Source organism: Rhodobacter sp. 4.3.4, from assembly GCF_058724655.1.
The window spans coordinates 2153106-2166013 of the sequence record NZ_CM178967.1; the positions used below are offsets into that span (position 1 = coordinate 2153106).

Annotated in this window: 15 protein-coding genes; 8 read left to right on the forward strand and 7 right to left on the reverse strand. The window is 66.6% G+C overall.

Translation table 11 applies throughout. From position 1 onward, the window contains the following. Positions 1-83: 83 nt before the first annotated feature. From AC4PTB_RS10425 to AC4PTB_RS10445, 5 genes are read right to left on the reverse strand one after another with little or no spacing between them, the layout of a single operon-like run. Positions 84-1865 (reverse strand): ABC transporter ATP-binding protein, encoded by a 1782-nt coding sequence (locus tag AC4PTB_RS10425; RefSeq protein ID WP_492189899.1) that lies wholly within the window; start codon positions 1863-1865, stop codon positions 84-86. Then, on the reverse strand, positions 1862-2950 hold the full coding sequence (locus AC4PTB_RS10430) for an ATP-binding protein (protein WP_492189900.1): 1089 nt from the start codon (positions 2948-2950) through the stop codon (positions 1862-1864). The genes AC4PTB_RS10425 and AC4PTB_RS10430 overlap by 4 nt, the downstream gene beginning before the upstream one ends. After that, positions 2940-3638 carry a response regulator gene (locus AC4PTB_RS10435; RefSeq protein WP_492189901.1) on the reverse strand — a complete coding sequence of 233 codons (699 nt, stop codon included), beginning with the start codon at positions 3636-3638 and terminating at the stop codon, positions 2940-2942. Before AC4PTB_RS10435 ends, AC4PTB_RS10430 begins: the two co-directional genes overlap by 11 nt. Beyond that, a complete protein-coding gene (locus AC4PTB_RS10440; protein WP_492189902.1) occupies positions 3635-6727 on the reverse strand; it encodes a multidrug efflux RND transporter permease subunit in 3093 nt (1030 codons plus the stop codon). The genes AC4PTB_RS10435 and AC4PTB_RS10440 overlap by 4 nt, the downstream gene beginning before the upstream one ends. A 9-nt stretch (positions 6728-6736) precedes the next feature. Beyond that, positions 6737-7855, reverse strand: a complete 1119-nt coding sequence (locus tag AC4PTB_RS10445) for an efflux RND transporter periplasmic adaptor subunit (protein ID WP_492189903.1) — start codon at positions 7853-7855, stop codon at positions 6737-6739. Between the two features lie 362 nt (positions 7856-8217). On the opposite strand from AC4PTB_RS10445, the gene AC4PTB_RS10450 reads away from it, so the two are divergent. The 4 genes from AC4PTB_RS10450 (at position 8218) to AC4PTB_RS10465 (ending at position 9607) form a co-directional block, all read left to right on the forward strand. After that, positions 8218-8424, forward strand: coding sequence for a cold-shock protein (locus AC4PTB_RS10450; RefSeq protein ID WP_110807454.1), 207 nt, complete (start codon positions 8218-8220; stop codon positions 8422-8424). Between the two features lie 147 nt (positions 8425-8571). Continuing rightward, complete coding sequence (locus AC4PTB_RS10455) at positions 8572-8829, forward strand: DUF982 domain-containing protein (RefSeq protein WP_492189904.1); 258 nt, start codon at positions 8572-8574, stop codon at positions 8827-8829. Between the two features lie 130 nt (positions 8830-8959). Further along, positions 8960-9172 (forward strand): hypothetical protein, encoded by a 213-nt coding sequence (locus AC4PTB_RS10460; protein WP_492189905.1) that lies wholly within the window; start codon positions 8960-8962, stop codon positions 9170-9172. A gap of 51 nt (positions 9173-9223) precedes the next feature. Next, the gene (locus AC4PTB_RS10465; protein ID WP_492189906.1) at positions 9224-9607 is read left to right on the forward strand and encodes a DUF6481 family protein; all 384 of its coding nucleotides are present in this window, start codon (positions 9224-9226) and stop codon (positions 9605-9607) included. An 11-nt stretch (positions 9608-9618) separates the two neighbouring features. On the opposite strand, the gene AC4PTB_RS10470 is transcribed toward AC4PTB_RS10465, so the two are convergent. Further along, positions 9619-9828 carry a hypothetical protein gene (locus AC4PTB_RS10470; RefSeq protein WP_492189907.1) on the reverse strand — a complete coding sequence of 70 codons (210 nt, stop codon included), beginning with the start codon at positions 9826-9828 and terminating at the stop codon, positions 9619-9621. Between the two features lie 157 nt (positions 9829-9985). Here AC4PTB_RS10470 and AC4PTB_RS10475 point away from each other — a divergent pair, with 157 nt between their 5' ends. The 4 genes from AC4PTB_RS10475 (at position 9986) to AC4PTB_RS10490 (ending at position 11541) form a co-directional block, all read left to right on the forward strand. Further along, the gene (locus tag AC4PTB_RS10475; RefSeq protein WP_492189908.1) at positions 9986-10357 is read left to right on the forward strand and encodes a hypothetical protein; all 372 of its coding nucleotides are present in this window, start codon (positions 9986-9988) and stop codon (positions 10355-10357) included. 110 nt (positions 10358-10467) lie between these two features. Further along, on the forward strand, positions 10468-11094 hold the full coding sequence (locus AC4PTB_RS10480; protein WP_492189909.1) for an RNA ligase family protein: 627 nt from the start codon (positions 10468-10470) through the stop codon (positions 11092-11094). 106 nt (positions 11095-11200) lie between these two features. Continuing rightward, positions 11201-11335 carry a hypothetical protein gene (locus AC4PTB_RS10485; RefSeq protein WP_492189910.1) on the forward strand — a complete coding sequence of 45 codons (135 nt, stop codon included), beginning with the start codon at positions 11201-11203 and terminating at the stop codon, positions 11333-11335. Between the two features lie 53 nt (positions 11336-11388). After that, positions 11389-11541: a hypothetical protein gene (locus AC4PTB_RS10490; RefSeq protein WP_492189911.1), complete on the forward strand. Its 153-nt coding sequence runs from the start codon at positions 11389-11391 to the stop codon at positions 11539-11541. A gap of 30 nt (positions 11542-11571) precedes the next feature. Here the strand turns inward: AC4PTB_RS10490 and AC4PTB_RS10495 are convergent, their stop codons facing one another. Beyond that, on the reverse strand, positions 11572-12552 hold the full coding sequence (locus AC4PTB_RS10495; protein WP_492189912.1) for an ATP-grasp domain-containing protein: 981 nt from the start codon (positions 12550-12552) through the stop codon (positions 11572-11574). Positions 12553-12908 lie beyond the last annotated feature (356 nt).

A 12908-nucleotide genomic window follows, 5' to 3' on the forward strand; every position in this document is an offset into this window, starting at 1 on the left:
TTTCTTCGGCAGCAGTCGGCGTATCTCAGGCGAACAAACCATCGCGCAATGCCGATCACCCCGGTCCCGCCTGCCTCCTGCGCTCAAGCGCCGCGCAGCAGTTTGGCATAAAGCCCGCCTTGCGCGAGCAATGTGTCATGCGTGCCCTGTTCGACCACCTGTCCGGCCTGCATAACCACGATCAGGTCGGCGTGCCGCACCGTCGAGAGCCGATGCGCGATGGTGATGGTGGTGCGCCCCTTTGCCAGCCCCTCAAGCGCCTGCGACATCGCCCTTTCGGTGCGGGTATCGAGCGCGCTGGTCGCCTCGTCCAGAAGCAGGATCGGCGGATCGCGCAGGATCGTGCGGGCCAGCGCCAGCCGCTGTTTTTCGCCGCCCGAGAACCGGAAACCGCCTTCGCCCACCCGGGTCTCGTAGCCCTCGGGCAGGGCGGCGATGACCTCATGGATCTGTGCCACTTTCGCCGCGGCGATCAGCTCGGCCTCGGTCGCCTCGGGGCGGGCAAAGCGCAGGTTTTCCGCCACCGAGGCATGCAGCAGATAGGGCTCCTGCGACACCACGCCCAGCATCTGTGACAGCGTCTCGAAGCTCAGATCGCGCAGGTCGATCCCGTCAAAGCGGATCGCTCCGTGATCGACATCGTAAAGCCGCGCCAGCAGATAGCCGAGCGTGGTCTTGCCCGAGCCGGTCGGCCCGACGATGGCGACATGGCTGCCTGCCGGAATGCTCAGGGTCAGGTCGACGATGGCCGGGCGGGCGGTGCCGGCATAGGAAAAGCCGACATGGTCCAGCTCGATCGCACCGCGCATCCGGGCGCGCTCCAGCGTGACCGGCGCCGGGCGCTCGGTGATTTCGACCGGCGTGTCGAGATATTCGAAGATGCGGGCGAAAAGCGCCCGGGTCTTGCGCATGTCGCGGCCGATTTCCAGCAATTGCCCGAAGGGCCACAGCAGCTGTTCCTGCAGAGCGATCATCGCAACCAGCGTGCCGATGCTGGCCGGATCGTCGCTGCGCATCAACAGCCCGCCCGCCAGCAACGTCAGCGCGGGCAGAACGGCCAGCGCAAAGCCGATCAGCATCCACTGGCCTTCGCCCGCCGTCTGTGCCCGCGCATCGAGCTGCGCCAGATCGTCCGAGAGCCGGGCAAAGCGGCGCGTCAAATGCGGGCCGCGCCCCATCGTGCGGGCCAGGATGATCCCCGGCGCCGAGAGCGTCTCCTGCACCGCGGCCGACAGATCGGCGGCCCGGGCCTGGCGCTGCCAGGTCAGCGCCTCGCGCAGTCTGGCGACGCGGTGGCTGATCAGCACCGTGCCCGGCACGATGACCAGAACGAACAGCGCCAGCCGCCAATCCAGGATCACGATGGCGATGGCGGTCATCACCACCGCGGACAGCGCCCGGCCCAGCTCCGAGGCGGTCTCGGTCATCATCGCCTGCAGGCCCGAAATGTCGCCCGCGATGCGCGATTGCACCTCGCCCGTCCGGGTGCCGGTGAAAAAGCGCAGCGACAGGCTTTGCAGATGCGCGTAAAGCCGGACCCGCAGGTCGTGCAGGAGCGTCTGGCCGATGCGCGCGGTCAGCACCACCTGCCAGGCCCCCACCGCCGCGGCGGCCAGCGCCACCGTCACCATGCCGCCGACCAGAAGCAGGAGCAGCCCCAGATCCTGCCGGGGCAGCGCCAGGTCGATGACGGCGCGCAGCAGGAACGGCCCGGCCAGACCGATCGCGGCGGCGAGCAGCATCAGCGCGACCACCCCGGCGATCCTGCGCCGATAGGGGGCGAAAAGGGCGAGCACCCGGGCAAGCGAAACGTGCCGCGCAGCGAGATCGTCGTAGCCCTCGGCGGTGTCGGGATCATCGGTCATGAAAGGTCTTGCTCCGAAAGGGAAACTTTGCGGCAGGGCAGACGGATTTCCACCGCCAGCCCGGGGCTGTCGGGCAGGATCAGCGCCTCGCCGCCATGGGCGCGGGCGATGGCGCGCACGATCGGCAGGCCCAGCCCCGAGCCGCCCAGGCTGCGCCCGCGCGAGGCCTCCGCGCGCCAGAACCGCTCGAAAGCGCGGGCGCGGCCCTCGGGCGAAAGGCCCGGGCCGCTGTCGGTGCAGCGGAAAAACACCATCTCCCCCGCAACCCCGGTTTCAACGCGCAGCCGGGCTTGGGGCGCATAGCGGCAGGCGTTTTCCAGGACTGCGACAAAGGCCTGGCGCAGCCGCGCCCGGTCGGCCCGGGTCACGGCGGGGGCAAGGCGGCGCGTCACCACCAGCCCGGCCCCGGCCAGCTGTGCGTCGAGCGCGTCGAGCGCCGCCTCGGCCTCCGCGGCCAGATCGACCGGGGCGCAGATCAGATCAAGCTGCCCGGCCGTGCCAAGGGCGAGCGTGCGCAACTCCTCGACAAGCGCCGAGAGGTCATCGACATGGGCGATCAGCCGGGCATAAAGCTGCGGCCCCGGATCGAAGACGCCATCTTGCAAGCCCTGCAAGCGTCCGCGCAGGATCGTCAGCGGCGTGCGCAACTCATGCGCGATGGCGGAATTCGAATAGGCCAGTTCCGCCTCGGCCTGTTGCAGCCGCTCGGCCATGCGGTTGAAATCGGCCACCAGATCGCCCGCCTCGCCGAAGCTGCCGCGGGGCAGACCAGCGCGGGCGGAAAAATCGCCGCTGGCGATCTGGCGGGCCGCGACGGCCACGGTTTCCAGCGGCGCGAGGATCCGCCGCCCCAGCCGCCAGCCGATCAGTGCTGCGGTGGCAAGGCCAAAGCCCAGCACCAGACCGACCATCACCGTATCGCCCAGCCGCCAGCTTTCGTCTGCCGTGGCATCGGGGTAAAGCCATTCGTAGATCACGAAGAAATAGGCCATCATGCCGAGATAGACGACGGCAAAGGCCGTCAGCGTCAGCCCGATCATCGCGCGGGTGATCTGCGAGCGGAGATTGGCGCCCTTAGCGGACATGCGGCGCCTCCAGCCGGTAGCCCACGCCGCGCACGCCGGTCAAAAGCCCCTCGGCCCCGGCGACGGAAAGCTTGCGGCGCAGGTTGCTGACATGGCTGTCCACAGTGCGGTCCAGCGCCTCGCCCTCGGGCAGGCAGGCATCGACAAGATCAGCGCGGGCAAAGGCCCGGCCCGGCGCGGCGGCCATATGGGCAAGGATGCGAAATTCCGTGGGCGTCAGATCGAGCGGCACAGGCCCCGCGGCGGTCTCGACCACGGCGCGGATCGCCTGCGGATCGACGCTCAGCGGACCCAGCCGCAGCACCGTCTCGGGCGCGCGCCCCAAAGTGCGGCGCAGCACGGCGCGGGCGCGGGCCACGACCTCGAGCGGGTTGAAGGGCTTGACCACATAATCATCGGCGCCGATGCGCAGGGCCTGCAGCTTGTCCAGATCCTCGGCGAGCGCCGTGACCATGATCACCGGCGTCTCGCCCCGGCGCCGGATCGCCGCCAGCACCTCGTAGCCGTCCAGCCCCGGCAGCTTGATGTCGAGCACCACAAGATCGGGACGCAGCCGCTGGTGATGCGCAAGCCCCAGCGGCCCGTCGCCCGCACAGATCACCCGGAAGCCTTCGCGGGCGAAATAGCTTTCCAGAATCTCGGCAATCTCGGGTTCGTCCTCGATGATCAGGATCAGCGCGTTCATCATGACTGGCTCCGACGGAAAGGGGCAGCGCGCAGGCTGACAAGGATATAGAGCACGGGAATGAAGAAAACCGCCAGCACCGTGGCCGAGATCATGCCGCCGAACACCCCGGTGCCGATGGCGTTCTGGATCTCGGAGCCCGCACCATGGGCCAGCATCAAGGGCACCACCCCAAGGATGAAGGCAAGCGAGGTCATCAAGATCGGCCGCAGCCGCAGCCGCGCCGCCTGCAGGATCGCGCGACAGGGGCCAAGGCCCTGCTCGCGCAGATGGCGGGCAAATTCGATCATCAGGATCGCGTTCTTGGCGGAAAGCCCGATGATCGTGATCAGACCGACCTTGAAGAAGACGTCATTCTCGCCGCCACGGATCAGCACCGCCAGCACGGCGCCAAGCACGCCCAATGGCACCACCAGCAGCACCGCTACCGGAATCGACCAGCTTTCGTAAAGCGCCGCCAGCACCAGAAACACCACCAGCATCGAGGCTGCGAGCAGGAGGGGCGCTTGCCCCGCGGCCTGCTTTTCCTGCGCCGATTGCCCCACCCAGTCGACCGCGAAGCCTTTGGGCAAGGCCTGCGCCAGCCGCTCCATCTCCGCCATCGCGGCACCGCTGGACACCCCCGGCGCGGCGGCGCCAGAAATCCCGGTGGCGGGATAGCCGTTGAAGCGGCTCAGCGCCATTGGCGCAAAGGTCCAGACCGGCCGGACCACCTCGGCCAGCGGCACCATGCCCCCCTCGGCATTGCGGGTCTCAAGGCGCAGCACGTCTTCGACATGCATCCGCGCCGGGGCATCGGCCTGCACGATCACCTGCTGCATCCTTCCCTGGTTCGGGAAATCGCTGACATGACCCGAGCCGATCGCGGTCGAGATCGTGTCATTGATCGCGGCAAAGGACAGGCCGAGCGCCTGCGCCTTGGGCCGGTCGATCTGCAGTGCGATACTGGGGCCGTCGGGCAGACCCTCGGACATCACATTACGAAGCAGCGGGCTTTCGGTGGCCAGCGCGATCAGCTGATCCACTGCAGCCTTCAGCGCGACAGGCCCCGCGTTGGCGCGATCCTCCAGCCGCAGCGAAAAGCCCGAGGTGGTGCCCAGAGATTCAATCGCGGGCGGTTTCATCACGCTCACCGTGCCCTCGGGCACCTCGGCCATCGCCGCCTCGGCCGCGGCGATTTCGTCATCGACGCTGACGTCGCGATCCGACCAGTCCTTGAGGCTGGTGAAGGCCTGCGCCGCGTTCGGGCCCGATCCGGTGAAACCGAAACCCAGGATCACCGTCGTCTCGTCGATGGCGGGACGGGTGGCGGTATGGGCCTCCAAGGCGGCGACGACGGCGCGGGTGCGCTCGGCCGTGGCGCCGGCGGGCAGTTCGACCATGGTGATGAAATTGCCCTGATCCTCCTCGGGGACGAAGGCGGTGGGCAGGCGGGTGTAGCCGATGGCCAACACGGCAAGCAGCGCCGCATAAAGCACCGCCATCCGCCCGCCACGGCGCAGCACAAGGCCAACCCAGCCGGTATAGCGCGCAGAGAGCGCCGCAAAGCCGCGGTTGAAGGCGCCGAAAAATCCCGTGCTGGCATGGGCCGTTGCGGGTTTGAGCAGCGTCGCGCAAAGCGCAGGCGTCAGCGTCAGGGCCAGAAAGGCCGAGAACAGGATCGAGACCGCCATCGACAGGGTGAACTGCCGGTAGATCGCCCCCACCGATCCGCCCGCCAGCCCCATCGGGATGAAAACGGCGGCCAGAACCAGCGTGATGCCGATGATGGCGCCGGAAATCTCATCCATCGCCTGCCGCGTCGCGGCCTTGGGCGAGAGGCCTTGCCGGGTCATGATCCGCTCGACAGTCTCGACCACGACGATGGCGTCATCGACGATGATGCCGATCGCCAGCACCATGCCGAACATGCTCAGCACGTTGATGGAATAGCCCGCGAGGGCCATCACCGCGAAAGTGCCCAGAAGCGCGATCGGCGCGACAATGGTCGGGATCAGCGTGTAGCGCAGGTTTTGCAGGAAGAGCAGCATGACCAGGAAGACCAGCGCCATCGCCTCGAAAAGCGTGCTGATCACCTTGGCGATCGAGACCTTCACGAAAGGCGCGGTGTTGTAGGAGATCGTCACCTCCATGTCACCGGGCAGGCTTGGGCGCAATTCGTCAAGCCGCGCTTCGATCGCGGCGGCGGTGCGCAGGGCATTGGCGCCGGGCGCCATCTGCACGGCGGCGGCGGCGGCGGGCTTGCCATTCGCGCTGACACTGAAGGCCAGCGTCTGCGCGCCAATCTCCACCCGCGCGACATCGCCGAGCGTAAGCCGCGATCCGTCCGCATTCGCGCGCAGGGGAATGGCGGCAAAGGCCTCGGGCGTGGTCAGCTGGCCTTGCACGATCAGCGGCGTTGAAACCCGCGTCCCGGGCACCGTCGGCGCATCGCCCACCCGGCCCGGCGTCGCGCGGATGTTTTCGCGCGCAATCGCCTCGGTTACGTCGGACAGGCCCAGCCCGTAAGCCGCAAGCTTCGCCGGATCGACCCAGATCCGCAGCGCGCGTTCCGAGCCGAAGGGCTGCACCCGCCCGACCCCGGGCAGGCGTTTCAACTCCTCGGACAGGGTGCGGCTGAGGTAATCGCCAAGGCTCAGCTCATCCATCGCACCGCTGCGGGATTTCAGCGTCAGCACCATCAAAAACCCCGCCTCGGCCGCCTCGACGCCGATCCCGGCACGGCGGACCTCTTCGGGCAGCAGCGCCTCGGCGTTCTTCAGCCGGTTCTGCACATCGACCTGCGCCATTTCCGGGTTGGTGCCCGGCTTGAAGGTCACGAGGACAGAGGCGCCGCCGGTCGCATCGACGCTCGATTCGACCGAAATCACGTTCTTGACGCTGGCCAGTTCCCGCTCGATCGGGCGCACGACACTGTCATTCACCGTCTGCGCATCCGCCCCGGCATAAGTGGCAAAGATGCTGATCGAGGGCGGCGCTACCTCGGGGAAACGCGCGACGGGCAGCTGCGGGATGGCCACAAGCCCTGCCAGCGCAATGAAAATTGCAATGACGGTGGCGAAGATCGGGTGGTCGATGAAGAAACGCGGCATTGGTTCGGCTTACCTGATCTGGGCGGGGGTGGTGGCGACGGCAACGGCGGGGCCCTCGGCCACGCGGTCCTGGCCCAGAACGGCGACGGTCTCGCCCGGGTGCAGCCCCGTGGTGACGATCACCCGCCCGCCAAGGCGCTCGCCCAGCGTGACGGGGCGGCGTTCGGCACGGCTGCCGCCCGAGACGACGACGATCTGCGCGCCGCCCGCGCTGTCGCGCAGCACCGCTTCTTCGGGCACCAGAAGCGCCGCGGGCACCTGGCCGCGCGGCAGTCGCGCCCGGACATATTGGCCCGGCAAAAGCGCAAGGCCGGGGTTTGCGACCGTGACGCGCAGCGTAACGGTGCCGGTGCCCGGATCGATGACGGTATCGGCAAAGTCGAGCCGCCCCCGCGCCGGATGGGGCCGGTCGGCGTCGCCCAGAATCTCGACATCGCCCAACCCCGCCGCTGCGGCGGCCCGGATCGCCGCCAGCTGCGTCGCAGGCAGCCGCAGATCGATGTGAACCCGGTCGAGATCCTGAACCACCGCCAGAGCCCGCTCGCCCCCCGGCGCGGCCAGCGCGCCGATCTCTGCCGCACCTGCCGCGACATAGCCGGTGATCGGGGCCTTCAGCGTGGCCTGTTGCAGATCAAGCCTGCGGCGCTCGACACTGGCCTGCGCCTCGGCAAGGCTGGCCTCGGCCAGAACCAGATCGTTACGGGCGGCCTCGGTCTTTTCGGCGCTGGTGACATCGCGCGCCAGCAGGGTTTCGGAACGACCCAGCGCGCGGCGGGCCTGCTCCCTTGCCGCCATGGCCCGGGTCAGCACCGCCTCGGCACTGACCAGCTCGACCTGCAGCGGCGCGGGATCGAGGCGGAAAAGCACGTCGCCCGCCGCGACCCGGCCCCCCTCTGCAGGGCGTTCAAGGATCAGCCCGCCGACCTGCGGCCGGATCTCGACCCGCCGCGACGCCGCCACCCGCCCCGGAACGGTTTCCGACAGCACGACCGGCTCGGCGGTCACGGTGGCAATGCCAAGGCGCAGCGGTGGGCTCTCGTCCTCGGGCACCCCTGCCACGAGACGGACACTCGGCGCCACGATCAGCGCGCAGACAAGAAGAAGGTTCCAGACGGGCGGGCAGGTCATGGCAATCGGTCCCAGATCGGTTCGGCCAAGCCCATGACAGCCTCGCGTCGATGATTTGCGCAGGGTTTGTGGAGATTTGGTGGAGGCCGCGTCTTCTTGACCTCTCAAGCGCCACCGACGGGACCTTTCCCCTTGATCGGGATGCAGCTTCCGGCTGCGCCCCGATCAGACCCTTCGCAAAGGGATTGTTTTGAAAACTCCGAAAGACTCGTTGCAAAATCTGCAAATCCAGCTATACAGGTTTCAGCGAAGTTTTTCCCGACCGCACCCTGTCTCCTTCATCGGCTTCAGTCTGCTTTCTCGTCTGACCCAGCCGGGCTGTCGCATTCTGCGGGCAGCAATCCCTTGAAGGAGTGAACACGATGGCCAATGGCACCGTGAAATGGTTCAACGCAACCAAAGGTTTTGGCTTTATCGCCCCGGCGAGCGGCACGAAGGACGTTTTCGTTCATGTGACCGCCTTGGAGCGTGCCGGCATCCGCGGCCTGAATGATGGCCAGGCGGTCTCGTTCGATCTTGAGCGCGACCGCAATGGCCGCGAGTCGGCGACGAATCTCGTCCTCGCCTGAGGTTCAGGCAAATAGAAAGCGGGATCGGCCAGACGCTGGACCCGCTTTCCCGGTAACGTTGGAGATGCAATCCGCATCTCCCGTTTGCCGTTCAAGAAAGACCTACGGTTGATTGAAATTATCTGGGGGAAACCCCTGTCCTTCGTCATGTCTCCTGAGGGGGATGTGCAGCAGTTCAGCACGATCGAACAAGTGAAATACTGGTTGCTGAAAAGATGGCCGATTGCCGACGACGCGCGTTTGACGGCCCTGAAGCAGGTCGAAGCCGCCATGGACTGTCTGGTTCCCGTGGGGGTGGCGCGGCGGGCCTTTACCGCTGCGGCGAAATCGGCGGGTTTCGTGCCGGAAGACCTTGTCGGCTACACGGCCCGGCGCGCGGTCGAACACCCTGTCGGCTGCGCGTAACCTTTGCGCCGAGCGGGCCAGAAATCCCGCGCCGCACAGGGTCGTTTTTCAGCGCTCGAATACTGTGGGGCCGGTGGGAGAAATACTCCTGCCAGGCCGGGTTGAAGCTTTATCGACATCGGAGGTCCTCATGTCTGGTCAAATGAGCAAGGCGCGGCAGATTGCGGAAATCGCCTTCAGCAAGACGCAATCGCAATTTCTGGAGCGCACACGCGCGCTTCAGGAACAGGATACCGAGATATCCGAACGCGCCGCCAAAACCCTCCGGCTCAGAACGGCGCGTCTTGAAAGAGAACAGGCCGGAAAGGCAAGTGCCGTTCTGCACACCAAAAACACCGCATGACCCCGACCGGATTGATCCGGATCGGCGTCATCCCCCGCCAAAGGAAATCGAATGTTGAGACCCAAAGACTACGCGGATCGCAGAAGCGACGCGATCACGGCCAAAGCGGCGCTGCTGGCGAAATTCAAATGCGCGACGACCGCGCCTGATCTGGCCGAAAAGCTGGCGGCACGCGCCGACGTGGCACGGTTGCGCGACGCACGGCACGCGGCGCGCGACGCGGAGAAGCTGAAAGCGCAAGAGAGTGCCGCCGCCGAAGCCGCCGCAATTGCCGAGGCAGAGGCGCAGCGCAAAGCCGCCGAAGCCGCAACCCTCGCGGCGGGAAAACTGGCGCAAGCGCGCCGCATTGCGCTGGTGCTGTCCGATGACGCTGCCCGCAAGGCCGCCCGTGACCTGCGCTATGCAAAGCGCAAGGCGGCACAACGGGTCGCCTGATCCCACGGCTTTTAACCGGGATACAGTTCCACGCAGTTGAGATTGTAAGAAAGCGCCCCAAATAACGCCCCGATGACGGCCCCGGAAAGAACCGCGACAAGCGCAAGGGGCCGTCTGCCGCGCCTTGCCAATCCGGCACCCAGGGTCAAGCCGATCAGGAAAGACACCCAGCCATAGGGGGCGAACAGCGTCGAGAGCAGGCATTCGGCGTAGGGTGTCATTGCAGGGCTCCTCCGCAAATTGGCCTGTGAAACTTCCCGGCGGTTCGACCCCGCGCAGGGTCTGGCAGTCAGCCCAGCCGCGATCGCATCGGTCGCATTGCACCTTGTCGCGGGGCGTGGAAGGGTTCAAGGGCCACAGCCGAGAGGAAGTTGCGCGATGTTCGTCACGGCCCTGATGTTCGGGATGATGGTCCTGATCCTTTCCCTCCTGCTCCTGGGCGGATTTCCCCCCCTTTACCGGCCCTTCGGCAAACTATCCGAAGCGGACCTCCGGCGCCTGATCCCGCATCTCTTCCTGATCTTCCCGGCGATGGCCGCCTTCGTGGTGTTCCATCGCCCGGTGCTTCTCATCCTGACCGCGGCGGTCGGGCTCTGGTGCGGTTGGCGCATCCGCCGCCTCATCGCCGCCGAGGGCGCCACGCTTCGCTTCGGACCGGCTTGGCCGATTTTCGCCCTCTCTCCGATGTTTGCCTTTGATCTTTGGACGCTGGGCGGCGCAACCGCCTTTGCCGCGCTCCGGATGTTGTGACCGCCCCGGCGCTGCCTGTCGCTTTGCACGCCCGAACCCGGCTTCCTGGCCAGGCTTGCGCCGGTCTGACGCCTCTTTCCGCCCTTGCGGTATCCGGGTAATCTGGCCGCATGACGAAGAAATACCCCCGCACCTTTCATTTGCCGATCTCGCCCGGCGCTAGCAACGACGACAAGATCATGACCTCGCTCGAGGGGCTTGCCGTCGACGATCTGGTGATCACCGAAAAGATGGACGGCGAGAATCCCACGCTGCACCGCGGCGGGTGCCATGCCCGCAGCCCCGACAGCCGGGGCAACCCCTCGCGCGATTGGCTCAAGGCCTTTGCCGCGGGTATCACGCCGCAGCTGGCCGAGGGCGAGCGGATCGTCGGCGAGAACCTTTATGCCCGCCATTCGGTGGGTTACGATGCGCTGCCCGCGTGGTTTCTGGGCTTTGCCTGGATCCGGGGCGACGAGGTTCAGCCCTGGGATCTGACGCTCTTGCGGTTCGAGGAGCTGGGCATCACCCCGGTGCCGGTGCTCTGGCGCGGACCGTTCCGCCCGGGGCTCTTCGAGACCATCGCGGCGGGGCTTGACCCCGACCGGCAGGAGGGCTTCGTCGCGCGCGTGGCCGCGGCCTTCCCGGAGGCCGAGATGCCGCGCCGGATGGGCAAATATGTCCGCGCGGGCCATGTGCAAAGCGAAACGCACTGGATGCACGCCCCCCTTGTGCCGAACGGGCTGAAAGGCGCATGAGCCTCGGACGGGCCGCCCTGCATCTGGCGCTGGCCGCCGTGCTGACGGTGCTGACGCAACTGGGCGGGCTGGCGTGCTTTACGCCGGGCTTTGGCGGGGGGCGGTGATGATCGCGCCGCTCTTCGGGTGGGTGCCGATCGCCTGTCACGGCGACGGCCCGCTCGCCGCTCGGTTATTTCGCCTTCGAGCCGGTGCCAAGCGCCTGCCCGCCGCGCTTTCCGACCCTGAGCTGGGATCTTGACTGGCTGCAACCGCTTTGGCCTGCTTATCCCCCCGAGCCTGCGCGGATGCGCCTTGTGCTGCGGCTTTTGGCGCGCCGATCCCCGGATCGGCAAGATCTTCCTTGAACCGCATCTGGCGGCGCAATTCGGGTCCGGCGCCGCAAAGATCCGCTTTCAGGGCTGCGCCGCCGCCCGGCATGACGATCACATCCACATCCAGTTGTGACGCCCGTTTGCCGCCCGACGCCCTGCGTGCTCAGCTGACGGGTTTAGCCAGCGAAGTCAGCCGCCGGTTCAGACCCACAATCGCAAGACAGAGCCCGGTGATCAGGCAAAGGCCCAGGTCAGCCCAGTCCAGTTCGGCAAAACCGCCATTGAGTTTCGCAAAGCCAAAGCCGACGCAGAGCGTGGTCAGAAAATTGACGGCGCTTTGTGACGAGGCCGATTTCGGGATCAGCAGCGAAAATCCCGTGAACGCGATCACCACGGCCGCGCGCAGGCCCCAGTCGAGCCCCTCCGACAGGCTGATGCCGCCCTGGCCCACATTCTCCAGCGTGGTCCGAACAAGGTCCGGGTCGTCGGAGAAAAGATCGCGCAGAAACACGCCCGATTGCCGATGAAGTTCCCTCCGCAGCGGTGCCGTGGCAAGGTGAAGCCCAATCGCCAGCACGATCGGCAGGAAGAACAACAGCAGATGTCGAAAGACAAAACCCATCTTGCCCCCCGGGCGGCTCAGCCAGGCGCGTCGATCACCGCCGCCAGCTTCCTCACATCTGCACCATAGAACCCGGCGGCATTGATGCAATTCGTTTCCAGGAGTTTCAAGCCGGTCTCGATGCGGCAGATATCCATGACATAGGCCGTCGCATCGCCCGGGTCCGCCGCGCAAGATCTTGGCAAAGGCCAAGGCCTCCGCGTCGATCTCGGGCCGACAGGTCACCCGGTCGCCTTCCCTGTAAAGCGAAAAGGTAACGACCTCATCCCGCAGGACCCAGATCCGCCATTCCTTCAAAATGCGCACCGGCGGCGTCAGCATCATCCGCGTCTCGGAGCGTAGCGCGTCCGGCGGGATCTCCTCGCGGTCAAGCGTCATCACCTTGCGGGCAATCTCGAGGATCTCGGACGCGCGGCGGACCTTGCCCGCCTGTTCCTTGCCATCCGCGACAGGGCGGAGGAACCAGAGCCGCCCTTCATCGCCCAGTGCCCCGTCGTCCAACCCCTCCGCGATCTCGCGCACAGTACAGAACTTCGTCCCCGGCCCGTTGAGCAGACATGCGGCCCAGGGAGCTTCTTCGACGAACGGGGGATTGTGAACACACCCGGCGAGAGCCCCTTGGCCCGGTCATACCGCCAAAGCGTATAAGCGCCGAAAAGCACCACCGCGTTCGGGTCGCGCACCTCGGGTTCGGGGATCATATCACCGTCGAAGGGCACGACCTTGTGCCAGGAATGCCCTGGCGGTGCGACGTCGCCGAAGATCGAGGACAACGACAAGCATATTGACGTCCACTGCATCCGTTGCGCATCGCCCCAATCCCAACGGCCAAAGCCTGCGTATCTTGCCGTCTCGGGGCACGACGCGAATGGTGGCTA

Coding starts and splice junctions, on each gene's coding strand:
- AC4PTB_RS10425 (WP_492189899.1), bottom strand. CDS start 1,865: ATGACCGATGATCCCGACACCGCCGAGGGCTACGACGATCTCGCTGCG.
- AC4PTB_RS10430 (WP_492189900.1), bottom strand. CDS start 2,950: ATGTCCGCTAAGGGCGCCAATCTCCGCTCGCAGATCACCCGCGCGATG.
- AC4PTB_RS10435 (WP_492189901.1), bottom strand. CDS start 3,638: ATGATGAACGCGCTGATCCTGATCATCGAGGACGAACCCGAGATTGCC.
- AC4PTB_RS10440 (WP_492189902.1), bottom strand. CDS start 6,727: ATGCCGCGTTTCTTCATCGACCACCCGATCTTCGCCACCGTCATTGCA.
- AC4PTB_RS10445 (WP_492189903.1), bottom strand. CDS start 7,855: ATGACCTGCCCGCCCGTCTGGAACCTTCTTCTTGTCTGCGCGCTGATC.
- AC4PTB_RS10450 (WP_110807454.1), top strand. CDS start 8,218: ATGGCCAATGGCACCGTGAAATGGTTCAACGCAACCAAAGGTTTTGGC.
- AC4PTB_RS10455 (WP_492189904.1), top strand. CDS start 8,572: ATGTCTCCTGAGGGGGATGTGCAGCAGTTCAGCACGATCGAACAAGTG.
- AC4PTB_RS10460 (WP_492189905.1), top strand. CDS start 8,960: ATGTCTGGTCAAATGAGCAAGGCGCGGCAGATTGCGGAAATCGCCTTC.
- AC4PTB_RS10465 (WP_492189906.1), top strand. CDS start 9,224: ATGTTGAGACCCAAAGACTACGCGGATCGCAGAAGCGACGCGATCACG.
- AC4PTB_RS10470 (WP_492189907.1), bottom strand. CDS start 9,828: ATGACACCCTACGCCGAATGCCTGCTCTCGACGCTGTTCGCCCCCTAT.
- AC4PTB_RS10475 (WP_492189908.1), top strand. CDS start 9,986: ATGTTCGTCACGGCCCTGATGTTCGGGATGATGGTCCTGATCCTTTCC.
- AC4PTB_RS10480 (WP_492189909.1), top strand. CDS start 10,468: ATGACGAAGAAATACCCCCGCACCTTTCATTTGCCGATCTCGCCCGGC.
- AC4PTB_RS10485 (WP_492189910.1), top strand. CDS start 11,201: ATGATCGCGCCGCTCTTCGGGTGGGTGCCGATCGCCTGTCACGGCGAC.